Source organism: Streptomyces sp. NPDC001941, assembly GCF_040296945.1.
Lineage (GTDB): Bacteria > Actinomycetota > Actinomycetes > Streptomycetales > Streptomycetaceae > Streptomyces.
Map to the genome: position 1 here is coordinate 1 of NZ_JBEOYE010000083.1, position 16,488 is coordinate 16,488.

General features: G+C 74.9%; 13 protein-coding genes. 3 read left to right on the forward strand and 10 right to left on the reverse strand.

Translation table 11 applies throughout. The features are described from left to right. Positions 1 to 96 precede the first annotated feature (96 nt). From ABT160_RS36455 to ABT160_RS36465, 3 genes are all read right to left on the reverse strand, one after another. On the reverse strand, positions 97 to 3,120 hold the full coding sequence (locus tag ABT160_RS36455) for a hypothetical protein (RefSeq protein WP_351652312.1): 3,024 nt from the start codon (positions 3,118 to 3,120) through the stop codon (positions 97 to 99). Then, on the reverse strand, positions 3,121 to 4,980 hold the full coding sequence (locus ABT160_RS36460; protein ID WP_351652314.1) for an HSP90 family protein: 1,860 nt from the start codon (positions 4,978 to 4,980) through the stop codon (positions 3,121 to 3,123). Positions 4,981 to 5,089: 109 nt separating this feature from the next. Beyond that, positions 5,090 to 6,064, reverse strand: a complete 975-nt coding sequence (locus tag ABT160_RS36465) for a hypothetical protein (protein ID WP_351652316.1) — start codon at positions 6,062 to 6,064, stop codon at positions 5,090 to 5,092. 217 nt (positions 6,065 to 6,281) lie between these two features. Between ABT160_RS36465 and ABT160_RS47165 the strand changes: the two genes are divergently transcribed. Continuing rightward, a complete protein-coding gene (locus ABT160_RS47165; protein ID WP_502984367.1) occupies positions 6,282 to 8,795 on the forward strand; it encodes a bifunctional serine/threonine protein kinase/MFS transporter in 2,514 nt (837 codons plus the stop codon). Positions 8,796 to 8,895: 100 nt separating this feature from the next. Next, entirely contained in the window at positions 8,896 to 9,672 is a 777-nt protein-coding gene (locus ABT160_RS36480; RefSeq protein WP_351652378.1) for an aminotransferase class IV, read from the forward strand. 37 nt (positions 9,673 to 9,709) lie between these two features. Here the strand turns inward: ABT160_RS36480 and ABT160_RS36485 are convergent, their stop codons facing one another. From ABT160_RS36485 to ABT160_RS36500, 4 genes are all read right to left on the reverse strand, one after another. Then, positions 9,710 to 10,810, reverse strand: coding sequence for a winged helix DNA-binding domain-containing protein (locus tag ABT160_RS36485; RefSeq protein WP_351652318.1), 1,101 nt, complete (start codon positions 10,808 to 10,810; stop codon positions 9,710 to 9,712). Between the two features lie 178 nt (positions 10,811 to 10,988). Next, complete coding sequence (locus ABT160_RS36490) at positions 10,989 to 11,237, reverse strand: hypothetical protein (RefSeq protein WP_351652320.1); 249 nt, start codon at positions 11,235 to 11,237, stop codon at positions 10,989 to 10,991. Between the two features lie 3 nt (positions 11,238 to 11,240). Beyond that, the gene (locus tag ABT160_RS36495; protein WP_351652322.1) at positions 11,241 to 11,945 is read right to left on the reverse strand and encodes a glycoside hydrolase family 113 protein; all 705 of its coding nucleotides are present in this window, start codon (positions 11,943 to 11,945) and stop codon (positions 11,241 to 11,243) included. Positions 11,946 to 12,004: 59 nt separating this feature from the next. Then, positions 12,005 to 13,153, reverse strand: coding sequence for an erythromycin esterase family protein (locus ABT160_RS36500; protein ID WP_351652324.1), 1,149 nt, complete (start codon positions 13,151 to 13,153; stop codon positions 12,005 to 12,007). Positions 13,154 to 13,325: 172 nt separating this feature from the next. On the opposite strand from ABT160_RS36500, the gene ABT160_RS36505 reads away from it, so the two are divergent. Beyond that, positions 13,326 to 13,691, forward strand: a complete 366-nt coding sequence (locus ABT160_RS36505; protein WP_351652326.1) for a hypothetical protein — start codon at positions 13,326 to 13,328, stop codon at positions 13,689 to 13,691. Between the two features lie 36 nt (positions 13,692 to 13,727). Here the strand turns inward: ABT160_RS36505 and ABT160_RS36510 are convergent, their stop codons facing one another. The 3 genes from ABT160_RS36510 to ABT160_RS36520 all read right to left on the reverse strand — a co-directional run bounded on the left by ABT160_RS36510 (position 13,728) and on the right by ABT160_RS36520 (position 16,484). Then, entirely contained in the window at positions 13,728 to 14,501 is a 774-nt protein-coding gene (locus ABT160_RS36510; protein WP_351652328.1) for a glycosyltransferase family 2 protein, read from the reverse strand. Positions 14,502 to 14,678: 177 nt separating this feature from the next. Further along, positions 14,679 to 15,290 (reverse strand): helix-turn-helix transcriptional regulator, encoded by a 612-nt coding sequence (locus ABT160_RS36515; protein ID WP_351652330.1) that lies wholly within the window; start codon positions 15,288 to 15,290, stop codon positions 14,679 to 14,681. 234 nt (positions 15,291 to 15,524) lie between these two features. Beyond that, positions 15,525 to 16,484 (reverse strand): RNA polymerase sigma factor, encoded by a 960-nt coding sequence (locus tag ABT160_RS36520; protein ID WP_351652332.1) that lies wholly within the window; start codon positions 16,482 to 16,484, stop codon positions 15,525 to 15,527. Positions 16,485 to 16,488: the final 4 nt, after the last annotated feature.

The window sequence follows — 16,488 nt, forward strand, 5'->3', positions numbered from 1 at the left end:
GGGGGGGGGCGACGGGTTCGAGCGTTTTTACGTTGTGGTGCGGGGGGGGGGCGGGGGCACTCTGTTGGGGGGGCCCCCCGCCCCCGTACACAGGTGTCAGCCCTGGCGCTGCGCCGCGAGGTCCTCCCGCAGGGTGCGCAGGATGCGGGCCGCGTCGGGCAGCCCGGCGTGGTCGCAGCGCTCCGCGCCCGCCGTCAGGCGCGCCACCGCGGCGGCGGTGCGGCCCAGGCCGTTGCCCTCCACCAGGGCGGCGATGCGCAGGGCCTCGGCACGCGGCTCCTCGCCGTCGGGGCCGCCCTCCTCGTGCGCGGCGACCGCCCGTTCCGCCTCGGCCAGGGACTCCTCGAACCGCTCGGCCTCGGCGAGCACCCGGGCCCTCCGGTAGTGCACCGAGCCCCGCGCGTACCAGACGGGGAAGTCCTCGTCGTCCGGGGCGACTCCGGCCCGCACCCGGTCGGCGTCGGCCAGGTGACCCAGGGCCGCTTCCAGGCCCTCCGCGCCCCGCTCGGCCGTCACCAGGCGGGCGAACTCGGCCGTCATGTTGACCACGACCATCGGGTTGGGCGCCTCGGCGTGCGAGGCCAGCGCCCGGTCGTACGCGACGGCCGCCGCGTCCCAGCGCCCGGCGAGCGCCAGGGCGGTGGCCGCCTCGGAGGCGACCAGGGTGTGCACGGCTCGCTCGGGGCCCTCCCAGCCGGCGACCTCGTCGGCGAGGCGCAGGAACTCCTCGGCCGCTTCCCGGTACTCCTCCAGGCCGCGCAGGCCGCGTGCCAGGTCGAGCCGGGCCTGGGCGCGCACCCGCTCGTCCAGGGCGGAGGCGGCCTCGTCGGAGAGGACCGACTCCAGGACGGCGACCGCGTCGGCGTGCCGCCCGGTGCCGGAGAGGACGTCGGCGAGCTGTACGCGCACCTCGGCGGCCTGCTCCGGGTCGCCGTCGCGGTCGTAGCGGGCGGCCGCCTCGGACAGGTGCCGGACCGCGCCGGTGGCGTCGCCGCTGTGCAGGGCCGCGTGGCCGAGCATCATGTACGACGGCGCCATCGGGAAGTCCGTGTCGTCGTGGCGCACGGCGTCGGCCAGGGCCCGGTGGAGCAGTTCCACGGCCTCCTCGGGCTGCTCCTTGGCCAGCAGGACCTGGGCGAGGCGGCCCCGGGTGCGGGTGTTGCGCCAGGGGCGCGCCGAGTCCTCGATCTCGGCCAGGGCCAGGCGCAGTTCGGCCTCGGCGGTGTCGAGGTCGCCGCCGCGGGCGGCGAGGTCGGCGAGGAGCAGGCGGGCTCCGCCCACCTGGTGCGGGCGGCCCAGGCGCGCGCCCTCGGCGCGCAGCTCGGCGTCGGCCGCGGCGAACCGCTCGTGCGCCTCCGCGCTGACCTCGGGCAGTTCGGCGCAGGCCTGTTCGTAGCCGGCGAAGGCCCGGAAGTAGAGCACGGCCAGGTACTCGTCGGCGGCGGCCGGGCCGGGGCCGAAGTCCCGGACGGGCAGGCACTCGGAGGGTTCGGGGTCGCCGGGGGCCTCGGCCCGCACCCCGTCGGCGATCAGCCGGCGGGCGTCGGCGAGCGCGGCGTCGAGGCCGGCGCGCACGGCGTCGTCGTCGGGGAGCGCGCCGCCGGGGCCGGCGTGCTCCGCCGTGTCGTGCGCCGCCGCCTGGCGGGCCAGCCAGCCCCAGCCGCGGGCCCGGGCGGCGAGGGCCTGCCAGGGCATGTCCGCGCGCTCGAACAGCTCGACGGCGCGGTCCAGTTCGGCGCGGCTCTCGGCGGCCTTCTCCTGGACCACGAGGGCGTAGGCCCGCTGTTCGGCCAGTTCGGCGCGGAGCCGGTCCTCGGGTCCGACGGCGTCGTCGTGGAGGTACCCCTCGGCGTCCGCGCGCTCGGCGACGCGGGCCCACAGGGCGTCGTCGCCGGGGTGGCCCTGGGCGGACAACCGGCGTGCCTCGGCGACCAGTTCGGCGAAGTCGTCGGGTATCACCCGGGAGGTGGGCGCGGGGGCGGGGACGGGGGCGTCCGGGGTCGCGGGGCGGGCGGCGGGGGTGCGCAGGCCCAGCGGCAGCGCCGTGTCGAGCAGCGGGCGCGCGGCGAGCCGTTCGCGCCGGGCGTCGCCGACCCGGGTGGTGCCGTTGCGCCGGTCGAAGGCGGCGGCCAGGCGCTCGGCGTCGGCCCGTACGGTGGCCAGCAGCGCGGCCGCGGTCCAGGTGCGCCCGGGCGGCCCGGCGACGGCGGTGTCCTGGTGGCCGTCCGCGACCAGGCGGGCGAGGAGGACCTCGACGCCGGTGAGGAAGGACAGGTGGTCGTAGGGCGCGCCGTCGCCCTCGAACAGGGGGCGGTTCTCGGCGAGGATCTCCAGGCCGCGGCCCTCGTTGCGGGAGTGGGCGCAGAACTCCAGGTGCAGGCCCACCTCGTGCTTCATGCCGGTCTTGCCGCGGACCCTGCGGTAGCCGGTGAGGTGGTGGGAGCGGGCCTCGTCCAGACGGCCGAGCCGCAACAGCGGCAGCAGGGCGCGGGCCTGGCTGCTCTGCGGCTCCTCGGCGCAGGAGGAGTCGCCGTCGAAGACGGGCCGCCAGGTGTCCAGGGCCGCGGCGTCGTCGCCCGCGGCGACCTGGTGGGCGGCGAAGTGGCGGGTCTCGCAGGCCTCGCAGTCGCTGAGTCCGGTGCGCGGGCGGGTGGCCCACAGGTCGTAGGCGTCGGGGATCCCGGCGCCGGTGTGGACGGCGACGTGGTAGCGCATGGCGGCGACCGGCTGCATGCCGTGGCCGGCCTCCTGGTACCGGGTGCGCATCTGCCCGATCCAGCCCTGGACGGCGGCCAGCGGCACCTCGGGCACCTGCAGGAGCGAGGTGGTGACCCACTTGAAGCGCCAGAAGACCTGGTGGGCCTCCCAGTCGCTGAACGCGTCGCGGGAGGCGTCCCACAGCTTGAGGACGCGGGCGAAGGCGACCGGGGACTTGCGGTGCTCGCCGGTGAACTCGTACGCCGACATCAGTTCGTGCAGGGCGGTCACCAGGACGTCGGGCTTGTCGAACGCCTCGGCCGCGTCGACGAGTTCCTCGGCGGTGACGGTGCGCTGGGTGCCGTGCGGCCGGTCGTGGTTCTCGCGCAGCGCCTCGAAGACGGCCTCGGGGGTGTCCAGCATCTACCGCTCCTCGCGGGGATCGGTGGCGGGGGTGCCGCCGGGGTGGTGCATGGCGTGGGTGAGCAGGCCCATGAAGGCGCGGTTGAGCAGGGCGCTCTCGGAGGCCTTCAGGGGGCGGCGGCTGAGCAGCAGGGCCTGTCCGTACAGCGCCTCGGTGGTGGTGACGGCGAGGCCACGCTCGGCGATGGTGAGGGCCTGGCGCACCAGCGGGTTGAGGTGGTTGAGGACGAGCTGGGCGCGGGGGGTCTCGTTGCGCAGGGAGCCGAGGATGTCGGCCCACAGTCCGTCGGACTCGGCGGCGAGGGAGGAGCGGGTGCGCTCGTGGCGGGCCTCGCGGTTGTCCAGGAGCAGCGCGGGCGCGGTGACGGGCTGGAAGTCGCGCAGCACGACGTCGCAGTCGTGGACGGCGATGGTCTCGCGGGCGACCGCGAGGAAGGCGGCGGCCCGCAGTTCGGCGGCCGGGTCGACGGCGTCGAGGTGGGCGGTGACGGTGGCCGGGTCGAGGTCGGCGACGGTGGTGCCGGGGCGGACCTCGGGCAGCCGGTGCACCAGGTCGCGGTCGTAGGTGTAGCCGCCGTTGACGACGCCGAGTCCGGCGGCGCCCGCGATGGGGGCGACCTGGCGGAACTCCTCGACGCTGCGGGTGACCAGGACGGTGGCGTGGGTGCGGGTGAGCTCTTCGAGGGTGACGTTGCCGTCGGTGGTCTCGAAGGGCAGCCAGGGCAGCACGATGCGCAGGAGTTCGTCGTCGTAGCGGGCGAGCGCCTTGACGGCGAGGTGGTGCACGTCGATGAAGCGGTGCAGCAGGGCGGGGTCGCTGGCGGCCAGGCCGGTGAGCCAGTCACGGATGCGCACGGCGAGCGCGTCGCGTACGGCGGACAGGGTGCCGTCCTCGTACAGCGCCTCGCGCGAGGCGGTGGGGCGCAGGCTGCCGGTGTCGACGACGCAGCGCACGAAGAAGGCCCAGTCGGGCAGCAGCTCGGGGGCCTGGTCGGTGAGGAGCATGCCCTTGAGGTGCACCCGGTGGCCGGCGCGCTGGGCGGGGCTGACCGGGCTGGGCAGGACGAAGGCGACGCCGCGCAGTCCGGCGGCGGGCAGGTCGAGCTCGATGCTGTCCAGCGGGTTGAAGTCGAAGGTGGTGCGGCAGTACGCGGCCAGAGCCTCGCGGCGGGCCAGCGGCGAGGCGTGCGCCTGGTCCCACGGGGGCGTCTCGTTGATGCGCGTGGTCTCGCCGCGCGGCCCGGTGACGGTGACCTCGTGGCGCAGCAGCGCGCCGTAGTGCCGGGCGAGGGCGACGACCTGGCCGGGGGTGGTCCACTCGGCGTTGTCGGCGCGCGGGGTGAGGGTCACGGTGGTGCCGGGCTCGGGCTTGGCCGAGGCGGGCAGGGTGCGGATGGTGTAGCGGCCGTCGGAGTGGCCGCGCCATTCGACGGCGGGGGCGCCGGGGTCCTTCGCGGAGCGGCTGAGGACGGTGATCTCGTCGGCGACGACGAAGCAGGCGAGCAGGCCGATGCCGAACTGGCCGATGAACTCGCCCCGGGCGGCGTCGAGTCCCGCTCCGTCGAGCGCGCCGTCGGGGGTGCGCTTGGAGCTGCGGCCGATGGTGGCCAGGAAGCGGTGCACGTCGGCCTCGCTGAGGCCCACGCCGGTGTCGGTGACGGTGAGGGTGTCACCGGTGCGCACGGTGATCGCGGCGGGTGCGGCGGGGTCGAGGGCGCGGCGCGCGGTGATGGCGTCGACCGCGTTCTGCAGCAGTTCGCGCAGGTAGACGCGGGGGCTGGAGTAGAGGTGGTGGGAGAGCAGGTCGACCAGGCCGCGCAGGTCGACCTGGAAGGTGTGGGCGGTCTCGGATGGGGACACCTGGCGACGTCTTTCGCTGGACGCCCTCGCCGGGTCGCGGCGGCGGGCGGGGATGCGGACAGGGGGTGCGGCGGGGCGGGGCGCGCGGTGGTGCGACGGCCCGCCGGGCTCAGCGGGCGGCGGAGCGGTACTTGCGGAACGCCTCGACCGGGTCGCCGCCGAGGTAGGACCAGGGGAACTCCGAGACGCTGCCGTCGACGAGGTCGAAGCAGTCGCGCGCGGAGTCCTGCTCCCCGGCCAGGGCGAAGGCCATGGCGAAGGTGTTGGCGGTCTGCACCCAGCCGGTCCCGAAGGCGCAGTCGGGGTGCAGCAGGGAGCGCTCCAGCGCCTCGCGCAGCGAGTCGTTGACCTCGGGGGTGCCGATGTACGCGGCGTCCTCGCCGGATTCCAGGTGGAGCCAGTGCTCGACGTGGGCGATGGCGACGAGCTGGCCGAGCAGGCTGCCGCCGGGGGCGTCCAGCATGGAGCGGCGGGCGAAGGCGTGCATCTCCTCGTGGGAGCCGCTCCACTTGGCGCAGAGCTGCTGGAGCTGCTGCTGGTGGGCGCCGAGGTGGTGCGGGTAGCGGCGCACGGTGGCGTCGAAGCGGCGCCGGGCGACCTCCTGGCCGACCTCGAGGCCGCGTCCGCTGACCTGGAGGGCGTACCAGGGCGAGGCCCAGCCGGGCTCGCGCTCGGCGGCTTCGTACAGGTGCTCCTCGGCGACGCGCAGCCGCTCGTGGAAGACCTGGAACTGCTCGCGCGAGACGTGCGAGGCGCGGGCGGCGGAGCGCGCTTCCCAGCCCCAGGAGACGTGGCGCACGCCGGCCACGAGGACGGGCAGCGCGGAGTCCTTCTCGGCCTCGATGACGCCCGGTATCCACTGCTCCACCCCGGCGGCCTCGGAGACGGCCCAGAGCAGACCGGTGCGGTCCTCGTCCTCGGGGCGCTCCTCCAGGAGCTGGCGCACGGTGGGCCAGTCGCCGTGCTCGGCCGCCTGCTTGGCCAGTGGTGCCAGCGGGTCGCCCCCGTCCAGCCGCGCCGCCGGTCCCCCGGCCCTGCCCACGAGACGCTTCAGCGAGCGTCCCGCGCCTCGCAGCGACGCCATGCAAACCCCCAACGATCCGTGCGTGCGGTGTGGTGGTCTCGACCACCGCCCCCTTGGAGGTAGTGAGTATCACGAAGCTCGGACAATCGCACACTCGTTTGCGACGCCAGTGCGCTATTGCCCGCAGGTAGGGACGAAAGGGGTCTTGCGGAAACCGCCACGTGGGGATTGGCCGGTTCCGCCACCCTCCCCCGCGCACTGCCCTACCTTGAGCACCGTGGACCAGTTGATCACCGAAGACCCCTCCCACATAGGCCCGTTCCGCCTCATCGCCCGGCTCGGCGCCGGGGGCATGGGGCTGGTCTACCTGGGCCGCTCCGAGCTGGGGCGCACCGTGGCCGTGAAGGTCGTCCAGGCCGAGTACGCGGGACAGAGCGACTTCCGCCGCAGGTTCGCCCGCGAGGTGGCCGCCGCACGCCGGGTGGGCGGCGACTGGACGGCGGCCGTGCTCGACGCGGACCCGGAGGCGCGGGTGCCGTGGGTGGCCACGCAGTACGTCCCAGGACCCGACCTGACCACCGTGGTGTCCAAGGACTTCGGCCCGCTGCCCGAGCACTCGGTGCGGGTGCTCGCCAACCGCCTGGCGCTCGCGCTGGAGGCGGTGCACGCGGCGGGGCTGATCCACCGCGACCTGAAGCCGTCCAACGTGCTCGTCACCGTGGACGGCCCCCGCGTCATCGACTTCGGCATCGCGCGCGCGATGGACAGCCTGGGCGGGGACAGCCTGCACACCCGCACCGGGATGCTCATCGGCTCCCCCGGCTTCATGTCGCCCGAGCAGGTGCGCGGCCTCGCGCTCACCCCGGCCAGCGACGTGTTCTGCCTGGGCGCGGTGCTGGTGTTCGCGGCGACGGGGCGGCTGCTGTTCGGCGCCACCGACACTGGGCTGCACGCCCACCTGTTCCGGGTGGCCGAGGACGAGCCGGACCTCACCGGCGTACCGGAGTCGCTGCTCGGTCTCGTACGGGCGTGCTTGCAGAAGGATCCCGCGCTGCGGCCCACGCCGCAGCAGATCGCGGAGCACACGCGGACGGACCGTGCGGCGGAGTGGCTGCCGGACAAGGTGCTCGCCCAACTGGGCCGCCATGCGGCCCAGTTGCTGGACTTCGCGCCGCCCGGACCGACGGCTCCCCCGGTGCCCCCGGGGTACACGCCGACGTCGTCCGCCGCGCAGGACGCCGGTCCCGGCGCGACACCCGGGTTCGGGCCGCCGCAGGGGGCGCCGAACCCGTGGGCGGCCGGCACGACCGTCGTGCCGCCCCTGCCGGGGACTCCCCCGGCGTACCCACCGGTGCCCGCGACGCCGCCGGGGCCGCGCCCGCGCCGCTGGTGGGCCCTGGCGGCCGTGGCGGTGGCCCAGCTGGGCGTCCTGGTGGACGCGACGACGGCCAACATGGTGCTCCCTTCGGTCCAGTCGGACCTCCACCTGGACGCGTCGCAGCTCAACCTGCTCCTCGGCGCGTACCTGGTCGCCTTCGGCACCGTGCTGGTGCTCGGCGGCCGGCTGGCCGACCGGGCGGGCCACAAGCGGCTGTTCCTGACCGGCCTCGGCGGCTTCATGGCGGCCGAACTACTGACGGCCCTGGCGGCGGGCAGCACGCTGCTGACGGTCCTGCGGGGACTCCAGGGCCTCTTCGCCGGGCTGCTGACCCCGGCGGGGCTCTCCCTGGTGGCGTCGGACTTCACCGAACCACGCGCACGGGCACGGGCGTTCGGGGTGTACGCCGCGATCGCGGGCGGCGGGGCCGGCCTCGGCGCCCTGCTCGGAGGCGCGCTGGTGGAGACGATGAGCTGGCGCGCGGCCCTGTGGGGCGCCCTCCCGTTCACGCTGGTCGCCCTCGTCCTGGCGCTCGCCTCCTTCCCCGCCCGCCGCGCGCACGTCCCACCGCTCCCACCGGACGCGCAGGCCGAGCTGTTCGGCACCGTCGGCATGCTCGCGATCACCTTCGGGCTCCACTCGGCCGGGACCAACGGCTGGTCCCCGGTGTCGCTCCTGTCGACGGTCGTGGGACTGGGCCTGATGGCGGGCCACCTGCGGCAGCGGGCGGGCTCCCGGTCCGGCGTGCCGGGCCGGGTCCTGGTCGGCGGCCACCTGGCCCTCGTACTGGCCGGGGCGGCCGGCTACGTCATGATCGCGGCCGTGCTCTTCCACGAGCAGATGCGGCTGGGCCAGGGGCCGCTCGCCGCCGGCGCGGTCCTGCTGCCCTTCGCCCTCGCGCTCGCCCTCGGCGCGACCCAGGTCTCCGCCCGGCTGCAGCACCTCGTGGCGCCGCACGTGCTGGTCTGCGGCGGTCTCGGCCTGGCGGCCGCCGGGCTGGCCGTCCTCGCGTTCCTCGGGACCGAGGACTCCTCCCTCGGCCCGGTCGTGCCCGCCACCGCGGTCGTCGGCCTCGGCCTCGGCGCGGCCCTCGGCCCGCTCTACTCGCTGACCACGGCGGCGTCCCCGACCGGCGCCGTGTCGGGCACCGTCGCCACCGCGCCGCTGCTCGGGCAGTCGCTCGGCGCGCTCCTGACCGCCCTGTCGCTGACGCACCGGATGGACGAGGTCGGCGGAGCGACCACCCCGGACAAGGTGGTCCTGCTGCTCCAGTCCGCCTACCTCGGCTCCCTGCGGTACGCGGCCGTGGGGCTGGTCCTCGCGGGCGTGCTGACCGCGTTCCTGCTCGTCCGGCGGGGGCCGACCGCCGGCGCCCCTGCGCACCAGCAGAAGACGGCGACGTGGGGCGGCTGACGCGCCGGGCGGGACCGGCGGGAGCAGGGGGACGAACGCCCGTTCCCGGCATGTCCTGAGCCGTCCGGGCCGGGTCCCCGGTGGAAGACTGGCCCCCGTGATGGAACTCAACGGGGACCAGGCCGCACCGGACGACCTGCGCGCACTCGGGCTCACGAACTACGGCCACTTCACCTCCGTCCTGGTCGAGGACGGCCACGCGCGCGGCCTCGCCCACCACGTGGAGCGGCTGCGCCGTGACTGCCGGGCCGTGTTCGGCGCCGAGCTCGACCCGGAGCGGGTGCGCGGGTACGTGCGGCGGGCGGTCGTGCGGGTGGACGGCACGTTCATCGTGCGCGTCACCCTCTTCGACCGGAAGCTGGACATCGCCCGCCCCGGTGGCGGCGGCCACCCCGACGTCCTGGTGACGGCACGGGCGGCGGGCCCGGCGGCGCCGCCCCCGCTGCGGGTCGGCACCGTCGCGTACGCGCGGGACCTGCCCGCCGTGAAGCACCTGGGCATCTTCGGCGCCCTGCACGCCCGCCGCACGGCCCGACTGGACGGCCACGACGACGCGTTGTTCACGGGCCCGGACGACCTGGTGAGCGAGGGCGGCACCTGGAACGTGGGCTTCGTGGACGCCGAAGGCACCGTGGTCTGGCCCGAGGCCCCGGTCCTGCCGGGCGTGACGATGACGCTGCTGCGGGAGCACCACGAGCACCTCGTGGCGCCGGTACGGCTCGGTGAACTCGGCTCGATGCGCGCGGCGTTCGCGACGAACACGGCGATCGGGGTGCGCCCGATCGGGGCGGTCGACGGCATCCGGTACGACACGGAAGACCCGGTGCTCGCCCGCCTGCGCGAGGCCTATCTCGCGGCGCCGCTCGAACTGGTCTGAGCCCGCGCGCCGGGGACCGGGTCCGGGAACGCCGCCGTCAGGCCCTCGGCACGACGCTTACGCGCTCGCTCTCGCCGTCCGACAGGAACAGCGCCAACTGCCTTCCCTTCTCGGCCACTTCGTCGCGCTCGGTCCGCGTCAGGCGCCGCAGCGGCTCGGCCACCACCGTCCCGTCGGCGGTCTTCCAGGTGCCCGCCACCCGCCCGTCGACCAGGAGCACCCGCTCCCCCGCCACCGAGAGCAGCCGGTTCTCGTCGTCGATGACGCGCGTACGGTCCTGGTAGCCCAGGATCGCGTTGTCGAAGGCCGGGAGGAAGCGCACCGGGGCGGCCGTGTCGGCGTCGGGGCGGGGCGCGTCCGGCAGGTCGAGCAGCTCGCGGCCCCGCTCGTCGCGGAACGAGACCAGCTCGCCGCGCACCGCCTTCACCGCGGCGGGCAGCCCGGCGACGCCGCTCCAGGCCCGCAGGTCCGCCGTGGAGGCGGGACCGTACGCGGCCAGGTAGCGGCGCACCAGGGCCTGTCCGACCAGGTCCGGCCCGCCGTCCGGCTCCGCCGGGTCGACCGGGCGGCCGAGCCAGGTGGCGAGCGGGAGGTTCCGTACGCCCGCCTTGGTCCGCCACACGCCGCGCGGCGGCAGCTGGGCCATCGGCACCAGCGCGGCGACCAGCATCTCGCCCAGGGCCCTGGGCGCCGCGCCGGGCCAGCGGTCGGCGACCGCGCGGGTCAGCTCGGCCATGGTGCGCGGCTCGCCGTCGGACATGACCTTGCGCCCGGCCTCGGCCAGCTCGTCGAGGTCCACGTCCGCGAAGTCGGCGCGGTACACGCCGAGCACCTTCTGGCGCAGCATCGCGTCGTGCCGCGAGCGCCAGGCCAGGGCGTCGTCGGCGGTGACGAGGTGGACGGTGCGGCGCATCAGGTGGGTACGGACCACCCGGCGCCCGGTCAGCAGGTCCGACAGCTCCCCCGGGGCGAAGCCGCGCAGCCGCGACCACAGCCCGGTGAAGGGCTCCTGCGGCTCCTGCGCCTGGAGGCCGCCGAGGTGGGCGACGGCCTCCAGTGCGGTCAGGTCGGCACGGGCCAGGAGGAGCTGGCGGGCGAGCGTGGCGCGGTTGAGGGCACGGAGGGAGAGGGCGGTCATGGAGGTCACGGTGCCATGGATCGCGGTCAGGGAGTGTCCGCGATGGGGGGTGACCGGCGCGGATGGCGGTCAGAGGCTTCCGTGGGAGGGCGGGCGACCGGCGCGTGGGAGGCGTCGTGACGGGTGGCGTCAGGTGGTGCCGGCACGGGTGGCGTCAGGAGTGCCGTTACGGGTGGCGTCAGGGGGTGTCCGTCCGGGATCCGCCGTACCGCCTGCTCATCGCATGGAAGACCGCCTTCCGCTCCCAGTGCGCCTCGTCCCGCACCCTCACCACCCCGTACGACCCGAGGTCCAGCTCCGCCGGCCTGCCGTACCCGGCGAAGGTGAACCACAGCGCGGTGTCCACCCCCTCCTCCTCGAACACGTCGAGGAGCTCCTCGAAGTACCGCACCTGCTCGTCCTCGTCCGGGACCGCGCCGTCCGGCACGTGTCAGGCCATGCCGCCGCGTTCGGCGGCGCCCCGGTAGGCGCAGGTGCCGTACTCGGTGACCGCGACCGGCTTGCCGTGGGCCAGGTGGGCGCGGACCTCGTCGCGGAAGGTGGCGGCGTTGTAGGCGGCCCGGTAGGCGTCGACGCCGACCACGTCGAACGGCGTCCAGTCGACCGCCTCCCAGGGCGCCGACGCATAGGTGACCAGGCCGCCGAAGCGCGTACGGACGGCCTCGACGACGCGCGCCAGCTCCTCGTTCACCCGCTCCTGCACCGGGCCGAGCCCCTGCCACCACTCCAGGTCCGCCCCGGCCATGGCGCCCAGCCGGTCGCCGTAGGTCTCGCCGGGCAGGAAGCCGCCGCAGAACGCGCTGATCTCGCACCCGGCGACGAACACCACCCGGGCCCCCTCCTGCCGCACGGCCTCGGCCCGCTCCGCGCACCCGGCGAGGTACCCCGGGAGTTCCTTCCCCGGCAGGTCCACCGGGAAGGGCGCGAACCACACTTCGAGCCCGGCGTCCGCCGCGTGGCGGGCCGCGGTGGCCAGCCGCTCCGGGTGGCCGCCCGAGACGCGGACCGCGTCGCAGCCCAGCTCGCCCGCGATCACCGCCATGTCGCGGCGGACGACCTCGTCGGTGAAGGTCTTGCGGGAGAGGGAGTCCCCCGGCAGGAATCCGGTGTCGTAGTTGATGCCTCGTGCCCGCACGTCGACGCTCCTCACGGTGGATGCGGCCGTACCGCGCACCAGCGTAAGCGCGGAGCGCCTCAGTCCAGCCAGCTGAGCGCGGTCGCCTCCGGGAAGTGCGCGAGGACGTCGAAGGCGTCGGGCAGCGAGGCGACGGCGAGGTGCTCGGCGGCGTCGTTCTCGGGGCGGTAGACGCCGCTGATGACCCGGGCCTTCGCGGGACCGGCCCAGTCGCGGCGGGCCCGGGCGTCGCGCAGGTCGATCCAGTGGGCGGCGGGCGCGCTCGCGCCGAGGGCCGAGTCGAGGAAGTCCCGCGCGGGTGCGGGCACGCGGACGACTCCGAGGTCGCCGTGGTGGAAGCCGATGGCCACGGAGACGTACCCGCTGCCGAAGCGCTCCCGCAGGGTGCTGCCCGCCGTGGGGTGCGGGGCGCGGTCGGGCCGGATGCCCAGGGCGACCGGGGCGGCGGTCGTGTGGCTGATGCCGTCCCAGTAGACGACTCCCCGTCCGGTGCGGTCGTGCCGGTCGGCCACCGTGGCGGCCCAGACGCTCTCGTCGTTCACGTAGTCGCCCTTTCCGGCGACGCTGTGGGCGTGGAAGTCGGCGATGAGGCGCATCCGTTCGCGCACGTCCGCGTCCCGCGCCCGCGCGGGCAGCGCGTCGAGGAGGGCGAGGGCGTCGCGGGCGTGCTCGGTGAACGGCCGCCCGGGGTGGGTGCCTCGGGCCCGCTGCACGTGTTCGTCGAGGGTGTGCGCGGTACGGATGGGGTCCAGGTGCCCGGCGAGTTCGGGGAGCAGGTGCGGGGCCGCGGCCCGTACGTGGTCGAGCACCGCGTCGTAGTCCTCGGGGCCCGCCTGCCGGGGCTTCACGCCGATGATCCGCACCGGGTCGCCGGGGTGCTCCAGGTTGAACGCCCGCATCCAGTCCAGGGCGGCGGCGGTCTCGGCGGTGCGCCAGGGCCGCCAGGCGGTGGCGAGCGCGGACTCGGCGGTGCCGCGGCCGTGGGTGACGTACGCGTCGAGGGCGTCGGCGGCCCCGGCGGAGTCCTGGACGGCGACGGTGCGGAAGCCGTGGTCGCGTACGAGACGGCGGGTGAGCCGGTCGCGCAGGGCGAAGGTCTCGTGGGCGAATCGGGTGGACTCGCCGATGCCCACGACGGCGGCGCCGGGGGCGAGTTCACGGGCGAGGGCGTCGAGTGCGGTCTCCGGGAAGTGCGTGCTGAGGTCCATGCACGGAACGCTCCACCATCAAGCAAGGTTGAGGTCCAGCGGGTGTGACCTGGTTCACGCCGCACGGCCAGGCGTGCGCACGCGGCCCTCGTACGCGGGCTTCCGGCAGGAGCTTTCACAGGGGCGGCGACTATCCTGGCCGGGAGGGAACCCGGGGGAAGGGAAGGCCGCTGTGGACTGGTACTGGTGGATACTCATCCTCTTCTGGACCGGCGGGTTCGCGTGGGTGGGGGACAACGTCCGCACCGCCCTGCGCAACCGGCACGAGCGCAGGATGGAGGTCCTGGAGGCCGCCAAGCAGGAACGCCTGGCCCTGGAGGCGGCGAACCGCCCGCCGGAGCCGGTCTGCGGCTGCACCCACCACCTGGCCAAGCACGACAAGCGGGGCCGCTGCCACGAGCGGGTCGAGGTGCCGACGGCCTGGGACGAGGACAAGAAGCCGGTCACCTACGAGGCGGGCCAGTGCAACTGCCAGCAGTACGTGGGTCCGCAGCCGCTGTCGCAGATCTACGCGGAGGACCTGACGGACCTGGCCTGAGCGCCACCGCGCCCGGCCAGGCCCTGACCAAGGCTCCTAGACGCGCGAGTTGCGCACCGACTGCCACACCGCGCCCGCCAGCGCCCGCGTGGCGCGCGGCACCGAGAGGTGTTCGTGCTCGCGGTACAGGGCCCAGTTGTACTGGACGAGCGAGAGCTTGTTGGAGGACAGCGATCCCGCCTGGTGGGCGCGGTACACGGCGAGCGGCTCGGCCAGGCCGCGGGCGTCGGCGCCGTCGCGCATGATCGACAGCCACAGGGCGTAGTCCTGGCGCTTGCGCATGTCCGGCATGAGCCGGGTGCCCAGGACGTTGCGGTCGTACATGGCGGTGAGGGCGCCGATGTGGTCCTGCACCAGCATCGCGCGGTAGTCCACGTGCGCCCGCGCCTGGATCACCCGCCCGTTGGGGACCCAGTCGGTGCTGTCGCCCGCGTAGTCGGCGTCCATCTTGTAGTACGAGGTGAACGTCAGCGGGGCGTCGCCCTCGGCGGCGAAGGCGAGCTGCTTCTCGGCCTTCTCCGGCAGCCACATGTCGTCGCTGTCGAGGAAGGCGATGTAGTCGCCGCGGGCCCGCTCCATCGCGAGGTTGCGCGCCTTGCCCGCACCGCCCTGCTCGGGCGCCCGCTCCGGCCGGACCCGCTCGTCCCGCGCGGCGAAGTCGCGGAGCAGGTCCATGGACTCGTCGGTGGACCGGTCGTCGGTGACGAGCAGCTCCACGTCGGTGTGCGTCTGGGTGAGTACGGACCGGACAGCCGCGCCGAGAGTGGCTGCCGAGTTGTACACGGGCATCACGACAGACACCAGGGGCACAGTGCTTCTCCTTGCCGGATCAAGAACGAGGGTCCATTCAAACACTGGACGCGGCAAGGGCCCGCCACCCGGGGTCGAGCACGACCAGCGCGCCGGTACCAGCGCGCCGGTACCAGCGCGCCGGTCTCGCGCGCTGCGGCGGACCGTCCGGCCGGGCCGCCGCACGGCCGGGGGGGCTCAGATCAGCTGATGGCGCAGGGCGTGGCCGACGGCGTGGGTGCGGTTGCGCAGGTTCAGGCGGGTGGTGACCTCGTGCAGGACGTTCTTGACGGTGCGCTCGGAGTACGAGGTCTTGGCGGCGATCTCGGCCGTGTCCAGGCCCTCGGCGACCAGGCGCAGCATCTCGGCCTCCCGGCGGGTCAGGGTGGTCAGGGATCCGCCCCGTTCCTCGGGTACGGCGTGCTGGAGCTGCGCGGTGTAGGTGATCAGCTCACCGATCAGGTCGCCGGGGAGCACTCCCTCTCCCGCCGCGACCGCGCGGACCAGGGCGGCCAGGTTCCGGGGGTGGGCTTCGGTGCGGCGCAGCAGGGCGTGGACGCCGTGCTCGATGATCTGGTGCAGGGTGCGGGGCTCGACCGTACTGACGACCAGGGCGACCGCGGCACTGCGGTGGCGCAGGCGGTTCAGGGTCAGGAGCGCGTCGTCGTCGACCCGGTCCACCAGCACGAGCACCACGTCCGCCCGGTCCGCTGCCGTGTCGTCTTCGGGCAGCAGCGTCAGATCGCGCTGTCCGGCCAGCTGCTGCACGACGCCGGTGCGCACGGTCACGTCGGACGCGTGGACGGCCACCGTCAGACGCTTCCCGGTCCAGGTATGGGAGGGCGGCCCGGAGGAGAGGGGAGGGGCGGTGGGGTGGGGGTCACCGGTGAGCGTGGGCACTGGGTCGTACCTCCTCTGCTGGGGGCCGCATCCGCGGGCCACCCCTCCGCGGGGCGGAACCGGCGTTGCCTTCCGTACCTTCCTTACGACCCGGCGCGCGCGAAAGTTCAACGGACAACGAGCTTCTTCGCCGCACCGGCCGCTTCAGGCCGGGGCGGGCTGGTGGCCCTTGGGGTAGAGGACGCGGAGGCGTTCGACGCGGCGGTCACGGCGGAACATCAGCCAGGTGAGGGTGGGCGGGCAGTGGTGGAGGCTGCCGTGGTCGGTGGTGACGGTCATCTCCCAGATGTCGATGTCGCGTCCGGCGGTCACCCGGTGCAGGTGCTGGCGCACGCCGTCCTCGAGGTAGTGGCGCATGACCGGGACGGGGTGCACGCGGTGACCGGGGCGGGCCAGCCGGCCGACCATCCGGCTGTGCGCGGGCCACAGTTGGCTGATCTCCGCGGGCAGCCCGCCGCTCTCCCACGCCGCCAGGGTGGCCAGCGCCTCCGCACGACTGGACTCGGTCCGGGTCGCCGCGCCTTCGTCGAACCGGTCAGCGCTGTCCAGGAGCATGCGGGCCAGCCGGGAGCGGGCCTGGTTCAGGCGGCTGCGTACGGTACCCAGCGGGATGTCGCAGGCGGCGGCGATCTCCTCGTAGGACGTCAGGGTGGTGAAGTAGCGCAGCATCACCACCAGGCGCAGCCGCTCGGGCAGTTCGTCGACCGCGTGCCGGATCCAGCCCCGCAGCGCGTGTTCCTCCACCGCCCGCTCATGGGCCTCGCCCGCCGGGGGGTGCGGGAGCAGGCGGGCGTCGTCGAGGTGGTCCAGGCCGAGGCGTTCGCGCCGCTTGGAGCGCAGGCGCATGCGGGCGTTGTTGCGTACGATCGCGCGCAGCCAGGCTCCGACAGCGTCCGGTTCGCGGACGTCGCCGATGCGGCTCAGGGCGGTCAGGACCGCGTCCTGGACGGCGTCCTCGGCGTCGGAGCCGTGGCCGAGCAGGCTCAGCGCCACCGCCGTCATCCCGGCCTGGTGGCGGGCCAGGAGCAGGCCCAGCGCGCCGCTCTCGCCCGCCTGGGCCCGCAGGGTGAGCTGGGCGTCGGTCAGCGGCTGCAGCGGTCTCACGACG

Excerpts from the sequence above, each read along its gene's own strand:
- ABT160_RS36455 (WP_351652312.1), bottom strand. The coding sequence starts at position 3,120 with ATGCTGGACACCCCCGAGGCCGTCTTCGAGGCGCTGCGCGAGAACCAC.
- ABT160_RS36480 (WP_351652378.1), top strand. The coding sequence starts at position 8,896 with ATGGAACTCAACGGGGACCAGGCCGCACCGGACGACCTGCGCGCACTC.
- ABT160_RS36465 (WP_351652316.1), bottom strand. The coding sequence starts at position 6,064 with ATGGCGTCGCTGCGAGGCGCGGGACGCTCGCTGAAGCGTCTCGTGGGC.
- ABT160_RS36500 (WP_351652324.1), bottom strand. The coding sequence starts at position 13,153 with ATGGACCTCAGCACGCACTTCCCGGAGACCGCACTCGACGCCCTCGCC.
- ABT160_RS36485 (WP_351652318.1), bottom strand. The coding sequence starts at position 10,810 with ATGACCGCCCTCTCCCTCCGTGCCCTCAACCGCGCCACGCTCGCCCGC.